General features: G+C 72.9%; 16 protein-coding genes. All 16 read left to right on the forward strand.

From position 1 onward, the window contains the following. Positions 1–3: 3 nt before the first annotated feature. The 16 genes from abc-f to mnmA all read left to right on the forward strand — a co-directional run bounded on the left by abc-f (position 4) and on the right by mnmA (position 16,318). Positions 4–2,031, forward strand: coding sequence for a ribosomal protection-like ABC-F family protein (gene abc-f / locus OR600_RS04400; protein ID WP_265590738.1), 2,028 nt, complete (start codon positions 4–6; stop codon positions 2,029–2,031). After that, a complete protein-coding gene (locus tag OR600_RS04405; RefSeq protein ID WP_204407478.1) occupies positions 2,024–2,314 on the forward strand; it encodes a hypothetical protein in 291 nt (96 codons plus the stop codon). Before abc-f ends, OR600_RS04405 begins: the two co-directional genes overlap by 8 nt. A gap of 10 nt (positions 2,315–2,324) precedes the next feature. Further along, entirely contained in the window at positions 2,325–3,014 is a 690-nt protein-coding gene (locus tag OR600_RS04410; protein ID WP_251173583.1) for a site-2 protease family protein, read from the forward strand. Next, the gene (locus OR600_RS04415) at positions 3,015–3,821 is read left to right on the forward strand and encodes a segregation and condensation protein A (protein ID WP_204407474.1); all 807 of its coding nucleotides are present in this window, start codon (positions 3,015–3,017) and stop codon (positions 3,819–3,821) included. Next, the gene (scpB, locus tag OR600_RS04420; protein ID WP_204407472.1) at positions 3,818–4,549 is read left to right on the forward strand and encodes an SMC-Scp complex subunit ScpB; all 732 of its coding nucleotides are present in this window, start codon (positions 3,818–3,820) and stop codon (positions 4,547–4,549) included. The genes OR600_RS04415 and scpB overlap by 4 nt, the downstream gene beginning before the upstream one ends. Beyond that, complete coding sequence (locus OR600_RS04425; protein ID WP_265590739.1) at positions 4,536–5,366, forward strand: pseudouridine synthase; 831 nt, start codon at positions 4,536–4,538, stop codon at positions 5,364–5,366. The genes scpB and OR600_RS04425 overlap by 14 nt, the downstream gene beginning before the upstream one ends. Then, positions 5,363–6,013, forward strand: coding sequence for a histidine phosphatase family protein (locus OR600_RS04430; protein WP_204407468.1), 651 nt, complete (start codon positions 5,363–5,365; stop codon positions 6,011–6,013). Before OR600_RS04425 ends, OR600_RS04430 begins: the two co-directional genes overlap by 4 nt. After that, complete coding sequence (gene cmk, locus OR600_RS04435; protein ID WP_265590740.1) at positions 6,010–7,578, forward strand: (d)CMP kinase; 1,569 nt, start codon at positions 6,010–6,012, stop codon at positions 7,576–7,578. The genes OR600_RS04430 and cmk overlap by 4 nt, the downstream gene beginning before the upstream one ends. 2 nt (positions 7,579–7,580) lie before the next feature. Continuing rightward, positions 7,581–8,435: a 4-hydroxy-3-methylbut-2-enyl diphosphate reductase gene (gene ispH / locus OR600_RS04440; protein WP_135977572.1), complete on the forward strand. Its 855-nt coding sequence runs from the start codon at positions 7,581–7,583 to the stop codon at positions 8,433–8,435. After that, positions 8,432–9,826 carry a DUF512 domain-containing protein gene (locus OR600_RS04445; RefSeq protein WP_204407086.1) on the forward strand — a complete coding sequence of 465 codons (1,395 nt, stop codon included), beginning with the start codon at positions 8,432–8,434 and terminating at the stop codon, positions 9,824–9,826. Before ispH ends, OR600_RS04445 begins: the two co-directional genes overlap by 4 nt. A 45-nt stretch (positions 9,827–9,871) precedes the next feature. Next, complete coding sequence (der, locus tag OR600_RS04450; RefSeq protein WP_135977571.1) at positions 9,872–11,194, forward strand: ribosome biogenesis GTPase Der; 1,323 nt, start codon at positions 9,872–9,874, stop codon at positions 11,192–11,194. Between the two features lie 5 nt (positions 11,195–11,199). Next, a complete protein-coding gene (gene plsY / locus OR600_RS04455; protein WP_204407085.1) occupies positions 11,200–12,153 on the forward strand; it encodes a glycerol-3-phosphate 1-O-acyltransferase PlsY in 954 nt (317 codons plus the stop codon). A gap of 1 nt (position 12,154) precedes the next feature. After that, on the forward strand, positions 12,155–13,189 hold the full coding sequence (locus OR600_RS04460; RefSeq protein ID WP_239654474.1) for an NAD(P)H-dependent glycerol-3-phosphate dehydrogenase: 1,035 nt from the start codon (positions 12,155–12,157) through the stop codon (positions 13,187–13,189). Between the two features lie 20 nt (positions 13,190–13,209). Next, on the forward strand, positions 13,210–13,890 hold the full coding sequence (gene rpe / locus OR600_RS04465) for a ribulose-phosphate 3-epimerase (RefSeq protein WP_135977569.1): 681 nt from the start codon (positions 13,210–13,212) through the stop codon (positions 13,888–13,890). A 1-nt stretch (position 13,891) separates the two neighbouring features. Beyond that, the gene (locus OR600_RS04470; protein WP_265590741.1) at positions 13,892–15,058 is read left to right on the forward strand and encodes a cysteine desulfurase family protein; all 1,167 of its coding nucleotides are present in this window, start codon (positions 13,892–13,894) and stop codon (positions 15,056–15,058) included. Positions 15,059–15,271: 213 nt separating this feature from the next. Then, complete coding sequence (mnmA, locus tag OR600_RS04475) at positions 15,272–16,318, forward strand: tRNA 2-thiouridine(34) synthase MnmA (protein ID WP_168353988.1); 1,047 nt, start codon at positions 15,272–15,274, stop codon at positions 16,316–16,318. The last annotated feature ends 24 nt before the right edge of the window (positions 16,319–16,342 follow it).

The following is a 16,342-nucleotide window of genomic DNA, read 5'->3' on the forward strand; positions in this document are numbered from 1 at the left end:
CCCGTGATCCTCCTCATCGACAAGGTCGCAAAGTCCTTCGGCCCCCAGGTCCTCTACTCGGGCGCCACCATCCAGCTCAACGCCGGCGAGTCCTGGGCCCTCGTGGGCCCCAACGGCGCCGGCAAGACCACGCTGCTCAAGATCGTCATGGGCCTCGAGTCGCCCGACGAGGGCTCCGTGACCCTCGCCCGGGGCGCCACCGTGGGCTACCTCGAGCAGGAGGCGGAGCTCGCCGGCGACGGCTCGGCCCTCGAGGAGGTCATGGCCTCCGCGACCGAGATCGCGCACCTGGGCGAGCGCATCTCCGAGCTCGAGCAGGTCATGGCCACCGAGAAGGACCCCGACGCCCTCGACGCCGCCATGGAGGAGTACGGCCGCGCCCGCGACCGCTTCGAGGCCGCCGGCGGCTACGAGCTCGAGAGCCGCGCCCGCCAGATCCTGTGCGGCCTGGGGTTCCCCGTGGAGGACCTCGACAAGCCGGCCTTCGAGTTCTCCGGCGGCTGGCAGATGCGCATCAGCCTCGCCAAGCTGCTGCTGCGCCACCCCGACGTCCTGCTGCTCGACGAGCCCACCAACCACCTCGACCTCGAGAGCGTCCAGTGGTTCGAGGGCTTCCTGTCCAGCTACGACGGCGTCGTCCTCATCGTCTCCCACGACCGTTCCTTCATGGACGCCTGTGTGGACCACGTGGCCGCCCTCGAGAACCGCTCCCTGCGCACCTACACCGGCAACTACTCGGACTACCTGCGCCAGCGCGAGGCCAACCTCGAACAGCTCCGCGCCAAGCGCGCCGCCCAGGAGCGCGAGATCGCCCACATGCAGGTCTTCGTGGACAAATTCCGCTACAAGCCCACCAAGGCCAAGGCGGCCCAGGAGCGCATGGCCCGCATCGAGAAGATCAAGGGCGAACTCGTGGTGCTCCCCGAACAGTCCAAGAAGGTGCACTTCCGCTTCCCCGAGCCGCCGCGCACCGGCGACGAGGTCGTCAAGGTGGACCACGTGCGCAAGGCCTTCGACGACAACGTGGTCTACGAGGACGCCGACCTCACGCTCTACCGCGGCGACCACGTGGCCCTCGTGGGCCCCAACGGCGCCGGCAAGTCCACGCTCATGAAGCTCATCTGCGGTCACCTGCAGCCGGACGCCGGCTCGGTCTCCCTCGGCAAGAACGTCGAGCTCGCCTACTACGCCCAGCACCAGCTCGAGGAGCTCACGGCCGCCAACACCGTCATGCAGGAGATGGACGCCGCCGCCCCCGGCTGGACCACGTCCCAGGAGCGCCAGCTCCTGGGCGCGTTCCTGTTCCACGGCGACGACGTCGAGAAGCGCGTCTCCATGCTCTCCGGCGGCGAGCGGGCGCGCCTGGCGCTCGCCAAGATGCTCGTGTCGCCCGACCCGCTCCTCTGCCTCGACGAACCCACCAACCACCTGGACATCGACTCCGTGGACGTGCTCGAGCAGGCCCTCAAGGAGTTCGACGGCACCATCGTGCTCATCAGCCACGACGAGCACCTCGTGCGCGCCGTGGCCAACAAGGTCGTGGACGTCCGCGACGGCACGGTCACGGTCTACGACGGCGACTACGACTACTTCCTGTTCAAGCGCGCCGAGCTCGCCTCACGGGCGGACGCCGAGGCCGCCTCGGCAACGGCCGGCTCGCGCAACGTCGTGGCCATCGGCCAGAAGGCCAAGGCGCCGCAGCGGGCGGCCGAGGAGGCGCCCAAGCCCGCCGGCCGCAACGTCAAGACCAAGGAGCAGCGCCGCGCCGAGGCCGAGGCCCGCAACGCCCGCAACAGGCGCCTCTCCGGCTCCAAGAAGCGCCTGCGTCAGGTGGAGAGGGAGCTCGACCCCGCCCACAGGCGCTACGACGAGCTCATGGAGCTCATGGCGTCGGAGGAGCTTTACGCCGACGCCGCGCGCTTCGAGGAGGCCATGAAGGAGTACAACGACCTCAAGGCCAGGATCTCCTCCCTGGAGGAGGAGTGGCTGGAGCTCTCCACGCTCATCGAGGAGGCCGAGGTCGATGGCTAGCGCCGCCGCCTCCCGCGTCTTCCGGGCGCTCGCCTACCTCTGCCGCGCCGCCGCCGTCGTGCTCTCCGCGCTGGTGGTGGTCCTCTGCCTGGGCACGGCCACCAACCTCGGCCTCGTCTCCATCGTCATGGGGCTCAACGACTTCGTGCCCACGGCGGTCTCCGGGCTGCTCGTGATCCCCACGCCGCTCGGCGGCGCCTTCCGCGGCGACTTCTTCCTGGTGGCCGTCTTCCTGTTCGTCCTCGACTGGGGCCTCATGCGGGCCTCGTCGGCCGTCCGCTGAGGGGAGGGCCATGTATCTCACCGGCGCCGGCGTCCTGTCCTACCTCCTCGACGCCGTCATCACCGTGGCCATCGTCATGTGGGCCGCCACGCTCCACGAGGTGGCCCACGGCTACACGGCCTACCTCTGCGGCGACTCCACGGCCAAGGACGAGGGGCGCCTCTCCCTCAACCCCCTCAGGCACCTCGACCCCTTCGGCTCGGTGGTGCTCCCGCTCGTCATGGTGCTCCTCGGCGGGCCGGTCTTCGGCTATGCCAAGCCGGTGCCCTACAACCCGTGGCGCCTGCGCCACCGGCGCCGCGACGAGGTGCTCGTGGCCCTCTCCGGCCCCGCCTCCAACCTCGTGCAGGCCGCGGTGGGCGCGCTCGTCTTCCGCGCCGTCGTGGCCCTCTGGCCCATGGCGCTCTTCCAGGCGCCGTTGCTCGTGCAGGTGCTGGCCGACTACGTGTGGGTCAACCTCGTGCTCTGCTTCTTCAACCTCATCCCGCTGCCGCCGCTCGACGGCTCCCACGTCATCGGCTTCTTCCTCAAGGGCCGCGCCCTCGACGCCTACTACCAGGTGCAGCGCTACGCCATGCCCGTGCTCATCGTCGTGCTCTACCTGCTGCCCGACTTCCTGCACGTGAACCCGCTCGGCGCGTACTTCGACGTCACCGCCGGCAGCCTCTACGACGTCATGCTCTGGGGAGGTGGCCTGTAGGTGTCGTTCCGGGTGCAGACCGGCTCGTTCTCGGGCCCCTTCGACCTGCTGCTGTCGCTCGTGAGCCGCCAGAAGGTGGACATCGGCGCCATCAGCGTCGCCGAGGTGGCCGACCAGTACCTGGCCGAGGTCGAGCGCATGGGCGAGATGGACCTCGACGTGGCGAGCGACTTCGTTCTCGTGGCGTCCACGCTGCTCGACATCAAGGCTGCCTCCCTCGTCCCCGAGGACGGCGCCGGCCGCCCCCGCGGCGACGAGGAGGACGAGGACGACCTGCTCGACCTCTCGCCGGACGAGGCCCGCGACGTCCTCGTGGCCCGGCTCATGGCCTACAAGCAGTTCCGCAACGCCGGCGCGGCGCTCGGGGCCCGCATGGAGGCGGAGTCGCGCATGCATCCGCGCACGGCCGGCCCCGACCCGGAGTTCCTGGGCGTCATGCCCGACTTCCTCAAGGGCGTCACCCTGCGCGGGCTGGCCGTCATCTGCGCCGACTGCGAGTCGCGCCGACAGGGGTTCCTCCTCGAGGCGGAGCACGTGGCGCCCAAGCGGCTCCCCGTGGCCCTCACGGCCGCGAGCGTGGACCGCGTGGTGCGCTCCCGCGGGTTCGCCACCTTCTCGGAGCTCCTCGACGGCTCCCGCGACCCCGAGACCGTGGTGGTGACCTTCCTCGCCATCCTCGAGCTCTTCAAGCGCGGCATGGTGCGGCTCTCCCAGAGGGAGCTCTTCGGCGACATCGACGTCGCCTGCGTGGAGGGCTCGGGGCCCTACGAGCCCACCGACATCCAGGACATGGAGGACGACCTATGAACGAGACCCTCGACCGCCTGCCGGCCGACTCCCAGAAGGGCTGCATAGAGGCGCTGCTGCTCGTGTCCTCCGACCCGCTGCCCGCCACCACCGTGGCCAAGGTGCTCGGCATCGCGCCGGGCGAGGCGGTGGAGGCGCTCGCGGACCTCTCCGCCGAGTACCAGGACGCCAACCGCGGCATCCAGCTCAGGCAGGTGGCCGGCGGCTGGCGGCTGTTCACGCACCCGGCCTACCACGACCAGGTGGAGCGCCTCGTGGCCTCCTGGGACACCCGCAAGCTCTCCCAGGCCGCCCTCGAGACCCTCGCCGTCATCGCCTACCACCAGCCCGTGAGCCGTGAGGGCGTCAAGGCCGTGCGCGGGGTGAACTCCGAGGGCGTCATCGCCTCCCTCATCGACAAGGGCCTCGTGCGCGAGGCCGGGCGCGACAAGGACCGCGGCCACGCCGTGCTCTACGGCACCACCACGGCGTTCCTCGAGCGGTTCGGCCTCTCGTCCATCAAGGCGCTGCCGCCCCTGGAGGACTTCGCCCCCGACGAGGCCTCGCGCCGGTTCATCATCGAGCGTCTGGGAGGCCGCGCGGCCCCGGCCCCGGCCGACGATGGCGCGGGGCAGGTCGGCGCGGAGCGGGACGAGGAGGTCGTGACGGGGCAGGTCGAGGTCACAGGCGACGTGCTGGACGACATCGACCCGGGCCTCCTGGAGGTGGACGACGATGACGACGAGTGAGGGCGCGCCTGCCGTGGTGCCCATGCGGCTCCAGAAGTTCCTCGCCCGGGCCGGCGTGGCCAGCCGCCGCGGCTCCGAGGACCTCATGACCGCCGGCCGCGTGACGGTGAACGGCGCGACGGTCACCGAGCTCGGCAGCAAGGTGGACCCCGCCGTGGACGAGGTGCGCGTGGACGGCCGGCATGTCTTCCTCGGGGACGGCCCCTTCACCATCGTGCTCAACAAGCCGGCGGGCTACCTCACCACCATGCGCGACCCCAGGGGCCGTCCCTGCGTGGCCGAGCTCGTGCCCGTGGCCGAGCACCCCGGGCTCTTCCCGGTGGGGCGCCTCGACGGCGACACCACGGGGCTGCTCCTCTTCACCACCGACGGCGACCTCGGCCAGGCGCTCGCCCACCCGTCCGCCGAGAAGTCCAAGGACTACGTGGCCCTCGTGGAGGGCGTCGTGCGCCCCCACGAGCTGGAGCCGCTCCACGACGGCATCGAGCTCGACGACGGCCTCTGCGCGCCCGCCCGCGGCCACGTGCTCTCGCCGCGCTCCTCGCGCGTGGCGGCCGTGGCGCCCCACGGGGTTCCCGAGGGCATGTCGGTCGTGGCCCTCACCATCCACGAGGGCCGCAAGCACCAGGTCAAGCGCATGCTCCAGGCCATCGGCCACCCGGTGGTGCGGCTGCACCGGGACGGCTTCGGCCCCGTACGCCTGGGAGGGCTCGCCGAGGGCGCCTGGCGCCCCCTCACGGACGGGGAGGCCCGGGAGCTCGACGGCGTGAAGGCCGAGGCCGCCGCACGCCGCAGGGGGAGGGGAGGGCGCCCGTGAGCGAGGTCCTGTTCATGCGCCACCCCGAGACCCTGGGCAACACCGCCCACCTCTTCTCGGGCCGGCGCAACGTCGAGCTGTCCGACCGCGGCGCCCTGCAGTGCGCCCGGGCCGTGCGGGCCCTCGTGGACTGGCGCCCCGACCGCATCCTGACGTCGCCGCTCGTGCGCTGCCGCTCCATCGCCTTCGGGGCGGCGCTCTGTCTCGGGATCGAGCCCGAGGTGGAGGGGCGCCTCGTCGAGATAGACTTCGGCGCGCTCGAGGGGCTCACGGCGGCCGAGGGCCGGGAGCGCGGCCTCGCGTTCCCCTGGCCCGTGGGCCCGGACGGGCGCTCGCGCCCCGCGCCGGGCGCCGAGTCGTTCGAGCACCTCATGGGACGGGCCGCGGACTTCCTCGAGGACGCCCGCGGCTTCGGGGGGCGCGTGGCCTGCGTCACCCACGGCGGCATGACGAGGGCCCTCCTCGGCGCCGCCTACGGTATGGAAGTGGACAGATTCTGGGATATGGCCATAGGCAACGTCTCGTCGCAGATCTTCGTCGGCGACGGCTCGTCCAGGCTTATGGTCAGTGCCATGGGGCTCACGCCCGAGGAGGTGGCGGCCCGAGGCAGGGCGCGCACCGCCCTGGAGAAGGAGGAGAATCAATGATCGTGGTCATCGACGGCCCCGCGGGGTCCGGCAAGTCCACCGTGGCGAGGGCCCTGGGCCGTCGCGAGGGGCTCACCTACCTGGACACCGGCGCCATGTACCGCTGCGTGACCCTGGCGGCCCTCGAGCGGGGCGTGGACCCCTCCGACGCCTGCGCCCTCGGCGCCCTGGCACGCTCGGTCACCATCGCCTTCGGCCCGGCCGCCGAGCCCGGCGGCGCGCCCACGGTGCTCCTCGACGGCCGCGACGTCACCTCCGCCATCCGCACGGCCGAGGTGGACTCCAACGTGAGCGCCGTCTCGGGCGTCCCCGCCGTGCGCGAGGCCATGGTGGCCCAGCAGCGCGCCGTGGGCGCCGCCGGCGACGTGGTGGCCGAGGGTCGCGACATGGGCACCGTGGTCTTCCCCGACGCCGACGTGAAGGTGTTCCTCTCCGCCGACGCCGCGGCCCGGGCCCGCCGCCGCACCATGGAGCGTGAGGGCACCGACCCCCGCACTCCCGGCGCCGAGGTCCGCGACCTGGCCCTCTACGAGCGCATCTGCCGCGACATCCTGGCTCGCGACGCCGGCGATGAGGCCCACGCCGTGGGCGCGCTCCGCTGCGCCGACGACGCCGTGCGCCTGGACTCCACCTCCATGACGGCCGACGAGGTCGTGGATGCCGTGGCCTCCCTCGTGGACGGCGCCCGGGAGCGGGCGGCCGCCGAGGCCGCGCCGAAGGACGCCCCCGAGGAGGCCCCTAAGGCCGAGCCTGAGCCCGCTCCCGCTTCCGAGGCGGGGGAGGGGGCCGGGAAGGCCGCCAAGTCGGCCAAGGCCGCGGGCGGGGACGCCCCCATGCGGCCCTTCCACAACACGTGGGACGACTACTACGACCACGGCATGGCCGAGTTCCCCCTGCCCAGCCGCATGGTCTACTCGGCGGCGTGCGCCGTCGTGTACGGCTTCACGCGCCTGTACTGGCCCTGGCGTTTCGAGGACGCCGAGCCCCTCATGGAGGAGCTCGAGCGCCGCGACAAGGGCACCGTCGTGGTCATGAACCACGTCTCCATGGTCGAGCCGGTGATCTGTGTGGTCATGTTCTGGCGCCACGGCCTGCGCATCCGCCCGGTGTTCAAGAAGGAGTTCAACAGGAGCGACCTCACCCGGTGGGTCTTCACCCGGGTGGGCGGCATCCCCGTGGACCGCGGCACGGCCGACCTCAAGGCCGTGCGCCGGGCCAAGCGCGCCATCCAGCGCGGCGAGTCCGTGCTCATCTACCCCGAGGGCACCCGCATCCGCGACGACGACGGCACCGCCGACATCCACGGGGGCTTCGCCCTCATCGCCCGCATGGCCAAGACCGACGTCACCCCCATGGCTGTGGTGGGGGCCAGGGACGTCACCCCCGAGGGCAAGCGCCTGCCCCGGCCCCACCGCGTCTTCTTCAAGGTGGGCCGCCCCCTGAGGTTCGGCGCCCTCGGCGTCAAGGGGCGCCGAGAGCAGCTCGACGCCATGGAGCGACGCGCCATGGACCGCGTCTGGGAGCTCCGCGCCGAGCTCCGCCGCGAGCACCCGGGGGAGTGGTAGCCGTGGCCACCATCGTCGTGGCCGACCGCGCCGGGGCGTGCTTCGGCGTGGAGCGCGCCCTCTCCCTCGTGGACGGCGTCCTCTCGGCCGGCGGCACCCCCGTGCACACCATGGGGCCGCTCATCCACAACCCGCAGGTGGTGGCCTCCCTCGAGGAGCGCGGCGCCGACGCCGTGGACGACGGGGCCATCCGGGGGCTCCCGGCGGGCGACCGCCTCGTGCTCCGCAGCCACGGCGTCGTGCCCGAGGTGGCCGACGAGGCCGCGGCGGCCGGGCTCGAGGTCGTGGACGCCACCTGCCCCTACGTCAAGAAGGTGCACCGCGCGGCGCAGCGCCTGGCCGCCGAGGGCTACGAGGTGGTCGTGGTGGGCCAGGCCGGCCATCCCGAGGTCGAGGGCATCCTCGGCCACGCCCCCGGCGCCCACGTGGTGGGGTCCGCGGCGGACGCCCGGGCCCTGCCCGACGCCAGGCGGGTGGGCGTGGTGGTGCAGACCACCACGGAGAAGGGCCTCCTCGACGAGGTGGTCTCCGAGCTCCTCGCGAGGTTCGGCGAGGTGCGCGTGCACAACACCATCTGCGAGGCCACCCGCGAGCGCCAGGAGGCGGCCGCGCGCCTGGCCGACTCCGTGGACGCCATGGTGGTCATCGGTGGCAAGAACTCCGCCAACACCACGCGCCTGGCCGAGATCTGCGCCGGCCGCGTGCCCACGTGCCACGTGGAGTCCGCCTCCGAGCTGGACCCCGCGTTCCTCGCCGGCGCGGACACCGTGGGCGTCACCGCCGGCGCCTCCACGCCCGCGACGCAGATCCACGAGGTCGTGGAGGCCCTCGAGGCCATGGTGGGCGAGGGCCGGTGAGCGAGCAGCGGCAGCGGGCCGACTACGGCCGCCAGGAGCTCCCGGTGCTCGGCGCCTGGGTGGCCTCCGTGGAGGAGGGGAGCCCCGCGTGGGAGGCCGGGCTCGAGCCGGGCATGCGTGTGGACGCCGTGAACGGCGTGCCCCTGGACGACATCATCACCTGGCGCTGGGAGGCCGACGGCGCCTCCGTGGACCTCGACGTCGCCGTGGTGGGGGAGGACGGCTCCGAGGAGGCCTGCGCCTGCACCCTCGAGCGCGGGCCCGGCCAGGACTGGGGCCTCGCCTTCTCCGACGTGCTGTTCGACGGCATCCGCACCTGCCGCAACGCCTGCGTCTTCTGCTTCATGGCCATGCTGCCCGAGGGCATGCGCGACTCGCTCTACCTGCGCGACGACGACTACCGCCTGAGCTTCCTCCAGGGGAACTTCGTGACGCTCACCAACGTGGGCGACGACGACCTGGAGCGCATCGTCTCGTACCGCCTCTCGCCCATGAACGTGAGCATCCACGCCGTGTCCCACGGGGCCCGGCGGGCCATGATGGGCCGCAACGAGGCCCGGGGCCTCGAGGTGCTCGAGCGCCTGTGCGACGAGGGCATCGAGGTCCACGCCCAGGTGGTGCTCTGCCCGGGCCTCAACGACGGCGAGGAGCTGCTCCGCACCCTCGACTACGTGGAGGCGCGCCCTGCCGTCACCTCTCTCGCCATCGTGCCCATGGGCTACACCAAGAACTCGCCCTTCACGAGGAGCTACTCCGACGACCCCGAGGCCGCCCGCGCCGTGGTGGAGGCCGTGGCGCCCTACCAGGGGCGCGCCCGCGCCACCCTGGGCATCACGCGGTTCCAGCTCTCGGACGAGTTCTACGTGGCCGCCCGCCTGGACCCGCCGCCCGCCGAGGACTACGACGGCTACCCGCAGTTCTACGACGGCATCGGCATGCTCAGGAGCTTCATCGACGATACCTCCCGCGTGGTGGCGGAGCTGCCCGGGAGGGCGGCCGCGGTCGCCGGCGCCCTGGAGCGTGACGACCTCGGGCTCCTGCTCGTGTGCGGCGAGGCCGCCGAAGGCGTGTACCGCGGCTTCCTCGAGGGGGTCGGCTGGGCGCCCCGGGCCGAGGCCTTCGCCGTGCGCAACGACTACTTCGGCGGCGACGTCAACGTCACCGGCCTCATCGTGGCCGAGGACATCCTCGCCCAGCTGCCGGCCGACCTGTCGCGCACCGTGGTGGTGCTGCCCGACCTCATGCTCAACTTCGACTCCGTGACCCTCGACGGCATGGCCGCGGCGGACGTCGTCGCGGCCCTCGCCGAGCGCGGCGGGGATGCCTTTTTCATCGAGACGCTGCCGGAGAGCCTCGTGGACGGCGTTTACGGGCACCTGCTGAACGGGTAACAAGCATAATCAAGGGGTTATGTCGGAACTGCCGAGGAGTGATCCATGCCCAAACCCATCGTCGCCGTCGTGGGCCGCCCCAACGTGGGCAAGTCCACCCTGGTAAACCGCATCGCCCAGGGTCGCGACGCCATCGTCCACGAGTCGCGCGGCGTCACGCGCGACCGCTCGTACCACGAGGCCGACTGGAACGGCGTGGAGTTCGTGCTCGTAGACACCGGCGGCATCGAGACCGGCCGCACCGACGACGCCTTCTCCGGCCGCATCCGCGAGCAGGCCCTCGCCGCCGTGGAGGAGGCCGACGCCATCGTGTTCGTGGTGGACGGCCGCACCGGCGCCACCGAGGAGGACGAGGCCGTGGCGCGCATCCTGCGCCGCAGCGACAAGCCCGTCTTCCTCTGCGTCAACAAGGTGGACGACCCCACCAACGAGGCGGCGCTCTGGGACTTCTACTCCCTGGGCCTCGACGAGCCCCGCGCCCTCTCGGCGCTCCACGGCACCGGCACGGGCGACCTGCTCGACGACCTCGTGGGCTCCTTCCCCGAGGAGGTGGCCCACGACGACGTCTACCCCGAGGGCACCGTCAACATCGCCATCATCGGCCGCCCCAACGTGGGCAAGTCGTCGCTCGTCAACCGCATCGCCGGCCGCACCCGCTCCATCGTGAGCGACGTCGCCGGCACCACGCGCGACGCCGTGGACATCGTGGTGGAGCGCGACGGCGTGCCCTTCCGCATCGTCGACACCGCCGGCATGCGCAAGCGCTCCGTGGTCCACGAGGACATCGAGTACTACTCCATGGTCCGCGGCCTGCGCGCCATCGACGAGGCCGACGTCTGCCTCCTCGTGGTCGACTCCTCCGAGGGCATGACCGAGCAGGACCAGAAGATCGCCGGCCTCGCCATCGAGCGCGGCTGCGCCCTCGTGGTGCTGCTCAACAAGTGGGACCTCGCCGACACCGACCGCAAGCGCGAGGAGTGCGTCATGTCGGTGGACCGCCGCCTGGACTTCGCCCCCTGGGCGCCCCGGCTGCGCATCTCCGCCCTCACCGGCCGCTCCGTCGACAAGATCTGGGCCCTCGTGGCGCAGGTCTGCGAGAACCGCTCGCGCCAGGTGCCCACGTCGGCCCTGAACGACCTGCTGCAGCGTCTGCGCGAGACCGGCCACACCGTGTCGCGCGACCGCAAGCGCCTGCGCATCATGTACGGCACCCAGACGGGGTCGAGGCCCCCCGTCTTCGCGTTCTTCTGCAACTACCCCGAGGTGGTCGACGACAACTTCCGCCGTTACCTCGAGAACCGGCTCCGGGAGAACTTCGACCTGGAGGGCACCCCGGTGCGTCTCCGCTTCCGTAGAAAGGACTCGTGACCGCCATGGGCACCCCCGTAACGCTCGTCCTGCTCCTGCTGATGCTCGCCACCTACTGCATCTGCGGGATCCCCTTCGGCCTGATCTTCGGCGACGCGGACGGCGTCGATGTGCGCACCAAGGGCTCCGGCAACATCGGCACCACCAACGTGGCGCGCGAGGTCGGTCCCAAGGCCGCCGCCCTCACGCTGGCCTGCGACGTGGCAAAGGGCTTCGTGTGCACGTTCCTCGGCACGTGGGTGCTGGCGTTCTTCTGCTTCGGCGGCGACGTCTCCCAGGCGCTGCCCATGGGCGCGTGGTCCTGGACCGGCGCCTGCCTGTTCCTGGCCGCCGTCTGCGGCCACGTCTTCTCGCCGTACCTGCGCTTCCGGGGCGGCAAGGGCATCGCCGTGGGGTTCGGCGCGGCCCTCGGCATCTCGTGGCCCATCGCCCTCGGCCTGCTCGTGGTGTGGGCGCTCTGCACCGTGCCGTCCAAGGTCGTGAGCCTGGGGTCCGTGGCCGCCGCCGTGGCCCTGCCGTTCCTCGCGTTCTTCCTCTACCAGCCCTCCTCCTGGGCCTTCGAGCTGCCGTTCGTCGTCGTCGCCGTGGTCGTGGTCTGGGCGCACCGCCAGAACATCGCCAAGATGCGCTCCGGTGACGAGTCGACCTTCTCCATGAGGACCGGCGACGCCCCCTCCGAGGCCGTGGCCGCCGAGGCCGCCGCCCGCGCCGACGTCTCCGTCTCCGGCACCGACGACGCCCCGTCGCGCCTGCAGCGCGCCGAGCGCGCGGAGGTGGCCGAGGACGCCGCCGTGGACGCCGGGGAGCGCGCCGAGTCCGTCGAGCGGGTGCAGGAGGCCGCCGAGGAGGCTGCCGAGCGGGACGCCTCCCGGGTCCCCGCGCCCGGCACCGGCCTGTTCTTCGGCGACGAGGAGGCCGTGACCCGGCACATCGAGGACGAGACCGGAAAGGGTGAGTGACATGGCTGGCACCGTGTGCGGCAAGGTCGCCGTCGTAGGCATGGGCTCCTGGGGCACGGCCGCGGCCGGGCTCCTCGCCCGGAACGCCGGCGAGGTCTGCGGCTGGGCCCTTGAGGAGGAGGTCGCCCGCGGCATCTCCGAGGGGCACCGCAACCCGCTCTACCTGCCCTCCTACGAGCTGCCGGCCAACGTGCGCGCCACCTCCTCCATGGGGGAGGCGCTGGACGGCGCCGACGCCGTGGTCGTCGTGGTTCCCTCCGCCTTCATGCGCCCCACCGCCGAGAGGCTCGCGCCGCTCCTGGGCGACGACGTCCCGGTCTGCGTGCTCACCAAGGGCGTCGAGCCCGGGACCATGATGCTCATGACCCAGGTGGTGGCCGACGTCTGCGGCGGGCCGGGCCGGATGGCGTGCCTCTCGGGCCCCACCCACGCCGAGGAGATCTGCCAGGGCAAGCCGGCCGCGGCCGTGGTGGCCGCCGCCTCCGACGCCGTGGCCGACCTCTTCCGCTCGCTGTTCATCGCCCCCTCCTTCAGGGCCTACGTGTCGTCCGACATGGTGGGCGTGGAGGCCTGCGGCGCCGTGAAGAACGTGGTGGCCATCGCCTGCGGCATCGCCCGCGGCCTCGAGCTCGGCGACAACACGAGCGCCGTGCTCATGACCCGCGGCCTGGCCGAGATCGGCCGCCTGGCCTGCGCCATGGGCGCTGAGCCCATGACCTGCATGGGCCTCGCCGGCATGGGCGACCTCGCCACCACCTGCATGTCGCCGCACTCCCGCAACCGCACGTTCGGCGCCGCCCTCGTGGCGGGGGAGACCCTGGACGAGTACCAGGCTCGCACCCGCATGGTGGTGGAGGGCGCCGCCGCTGCCCGCTCCGCCCACGAGCTGGCCGGGAGGCTCGGCGTGGACGCCCCCATCGTGGCCGCCGTGCACGCCGTGCTCTACGACCACGCGCCCCTCCAGGGCGAGATGCGCCGCCTTCTCGACCGCATGCCCTACGACGAGTTCTACGGACTGGGAGGCGACGCCCGATGACGAACCGCCGAGGAGTACCCATGGAAGACGCGCCCGTCCTCATCGCCCCGTCGCTGCTCTCGGCGGACCTGCTCGACCTCCGCTCGGAGCTCGAGGCCATTGAGACGGCCGACTGGGCCCACATCGACGTCATGGACGGACACTACGTGCCCAACCTCACGTTCGGCCCCGCCATGGTGGCCGCGGTGAGGCGCCAGGGCGACCTCGCGGCCGACGTCCACCTCATGGTCACCAACCCCGACGAGTGCGTGGGCCTCTACCTCGACGCCGGCGCCGACGTCGTGAGCTTCCACATGGAGGCGGCGCGGCACCCGCACCGCATCGTGTCCCAGATCCACGCCGCCGGCGCCAAGGCCGCCGTGGCCCTCAACCCCGGCACGCCCGTGGGCGCCCTCGAGGCGCTCCTCGGCGAGCTCGACATGGTGCTGGTCATGAGCGTCGACCCGGGCTTCGGTGGGCAGTCGTTCATCCCGTCCACCCTCGGCAAGCTCCGCGACCTCCGCAGGCTCTGCGAGCGGGTGGGCGCGGCGCCGCTCGTGGAGGTGGACGGCGGCGTGGGCGACGTCAACGCCGCCGACATCGTGGCCGCCGGCGCCGACGTGCTCGTGGCCGGTAGCTCCGTGTTCGGGAGGCCCGACCGCGCCGCGGCGGTCGAACGCCTGCGCCGGGCCGGGTACCTCGGAAGGACGGGGCGCGCCTGACATGGACCGTCGATTCGTCTACCTCGACTACGCGGCCTCGGCGCCCCTACGGCCCGAGGCAGTGGCCGCCCGCTCCGCCTACGAGGCCGAGCCCTGGGCATGCGCCAACCCGAGCTCCCTCCACACCCTCGGCCGCGAGGCCCAGGCGGCTCTCGAGGGCGCGCGGCGCACCGTGGCCGCGTGCCTGGGGTGCGGGTTCCGCCCCATGGACGTCTCGTTCTGCGGGGGCGGCACCGAGGCCAACAACCTCGGGGTCGTCGGCCTCGCCGAGGGCGCCCGCGAGCGCGACCCCGGGCGGCGCCGCGTGGTGCTGAGCGCCGTGGAGCACGACTCCGTCATCGATCTCGCCTCGCCCCTCAAGGCTCGGGGCTTCTCCGTGGACGTGGCCTCGCCCGACCCCTCGGGCGCCGTGGGCCCCGACCGCGTGGCCCCGCTCCTGGGCGACGACGTGGCCCTCGTCTGCCTCATGGCCGCCAACAACGAGACGGGCGTCGTGCAACCCGTGCCCGCCGTCGCCGAGGCCGCCAAGGCCTCGGGCGCCCTCGTGTTCGTGGACGCCATCCAGGCGTTCGGCCGCATCCCGCTCGGGCTCTCCCCCGTGGACGGGGTCTCGATCGCCGGCCACAAGATCGGCGCCCCCCAGGGCACCGCGGCCCTGGCCGTGCGCGGCGGGGTACCCTACCGCAACCAGGAGTTCGGCGGCGGTCAGGAGGGCGGCCGGCGCCCCGGGACCCCCGACGTCGCCGGCGCCGTGGCCCTCGCAGCGGTCTCCGAGCTCTGCGTGGGCGCCATCCCCGAGGTGCGCCCCGCGGTGGCAGCCCTCGCCCGGGGGGTCTACGGGCGCCTCTGCGCGCCGGGCACGGGCATCCGGCCCACGGCCGGCGCCGAGGTGGGGGACGACCGCCTGCCCGGCATCGTGTCGGTGGTGGTGGAGGGCGTGGAGTCCGAGACCCTCATCCTCGCCCTCGACGCCGCGGGCTTCGAGGTGTCGGCCGGCTCCGCCTGCAGCTCCGGCTCCCTCGACCCGAGCCACGTGCTCACGGCCATGGGCATCCCGCGCGACCTCGCCCTGGGGTCGCTGCGCGTCTCGTTCGACGAGCGCGTGGACCCGGCCGACCTCGACGCCTTCTGCGACGAGCTCCTGGCCGTCGTCGCGCGCTGGCGCTAGGGTAGGGGGCGGGCGGCCCCGGATTCTCCCCGGCACCCGCGGAACGTTCTACGGGTGGTTTTTCTACCCGCGGAGGCTTCCGCGAGCGGTTTTCCCGTCCTCCGGCACCCGCAGAAGGTCCTGCGGGTGCCCTCGTACCCGTGGAAGGTCCTGCGGGTGGGCCGGTCGTCGCGCGGCGTCCCGTCGGGCCGCGCTTGTGGAAGGGGTGGTGGCGTGAGGGTTCTCGTGGGCCTGTCGGGAGGGGTGGACTCCTCCGCTACGGTGGCCCGGCTCCTGGCCCGGGGCCACGAGGTCGTGGCCGCGACGCTCGTCATGGCCCGCGGGGGCGTCCCCGTTCCGCCCGACGACGCCATGGCCCGCGCCCGGGCCCTCTGCGCCTCGCTCGGCGTGGAGCACCACGCCGTGGACGTCTCCGACGCCTTCGAGCGGCGGGTGTGCGCCCCCTTCGCCGAGGCCTACGCGGCGGGGATTACGCCGAGCCCCTGCGTGGCCTGCAACCGCTCCGTGAAGGTGGCCTCCCTCCTCGACCTCGCCGACTCCCTCGGCTGCGACCGGGTGGCCACGGGCCACTACGTCAGGCTCGTGGCGGGCGACGACGGCGTCACCCACGTGGCCCGGGCCGAGGACCGCTCCAAGGACCAGAGCTACTACCTCTGCGAGCTGTCCCCGGCACAGGTGGCCCGGCTCCTTGCGCCCCTCTCGGGCGCCACGAAGTCCGAGGTCAGGGCGGAGGCCCGCGCCGCCTCCCTGCCCGCCGCCGACGCCCCCGACTCCATGGGTGTGTGCTTCGCCCCCGGCGGTGACTACCGTGCGTTCCTCCGGGGGCGGCGCCCCGACGCCTTCGAGCCCGGGGACATCGTGGACGAGGAGGGGCGCGTGCTCGGCCGCCACGGTGGCATCGCCGGGTTCACCGTGGGCCAGCGCAAGGGGCTGAACATCCGCACCGGCGGCGGCCCGTGGTTCGTCTCGTCCGTGGACCCGGCCACCCGCCAGGTCCGCGTGGGCACGGGCGTGCGCCCGCTCAGGGCGTCGTTCCCACTCACCGGGGTCGTCCTCGGCCACGACCCGGCGTGGTACCGGGGGCGCGACCTCCTCGTGCAGACCCACCACCGCGGCCGCCCGGAGCCGGCGACCGTCACCGTCACCGCCCCCGGCGAGGCCCTCGTGGGGCTCGCCGGCCCCGGCACCCTCGCGGCCCCGGGCCAGACCTGCGCCGTCTACGACGGCGACACCGTGGTCGCCGGGGGTACCATAGCCTGACCCTCCGCCAACCCGCCGAAGGAG

It is taken from the genome of Granulimonas faecalis, assembly GCF_022834715.1.
Taxonomy (GTDB): Bacteria; Actinomycetota; Coriobacteriia; order Coriobacteriales; family Atopobiaceae; genus Granulimonas; species Granulimonas faecalis.

Bases quoted from the DNA above. Each gene is read 5' to 3' on its own strand.
- OR600_RS04405 (WP_204407478.1), top strand. From the start codon at position 2,024: ATGGCTAGCGCCGCCGCCTCCCGCGTCTTCCGGGCGCTCGCCTACCTC.
- OR600_RS04410 (WP_251173583.1), top strand. From the start codon at position 2,325: ATGTATCTCACCGGCGCCGGCGTCCTGTCCTACCTCCTCGACGCCGTC.
- scpB (WP_204407472.1), top strand. From the start codon at position 3,818: ATGAACGAGACCCTCGACCGCCTGCCGGCCGACTCCCAGAAGGGCTGC.
- OR600_RS04425 (WP_265590739.1), top strand. From the start codon at position 4,536: ATGACGACGAGTGAGGGCGCGCCTGCCGTGGTGCCCATGCGGCTCCAG.
- cmk (WP_265590740.1), top strand. From the start codon at position 6,010: ATGATCGTGGTCATCGACGGCCCCGCGGGGTCCGGCAAGTCCACCGTG.
- der (WP_135977571.1), top strand. From the start codon at position 9,872: ATGCCCAAACCCATCGTCGCCGTCGTGGGCCGCCCCAACGTGGGCAAG.
- plsY (WP_204407085.1), top strand. From the start codon at position 11,200: ATGGGCACCCCCGTAACGCTCGTCCTGCTCCTGCTGATGCTCGCCACC.
- OR600_RS04460 (WP_239654474.1), top strand. From the start codon at position 12,155: ATGGCTGGCACCGTGTGCGGCAAGGTCGCCGTCGTAGGCATGGGCTCC.
- rpe (WP_135977569.1), top strand. From the start codon at position 13,210: ATGGAAGACGCGCCCGTCCTCATCGCCCCGTCGCTGCTCTCGGCGGAC.
- OR600_RS04470 (WP_265590741.1), top strand. From the start codon at position 13,892: ATGGACCGTCGATTCGTCTACCTCGACTACGCGGCCTCGGCGCCCCTA.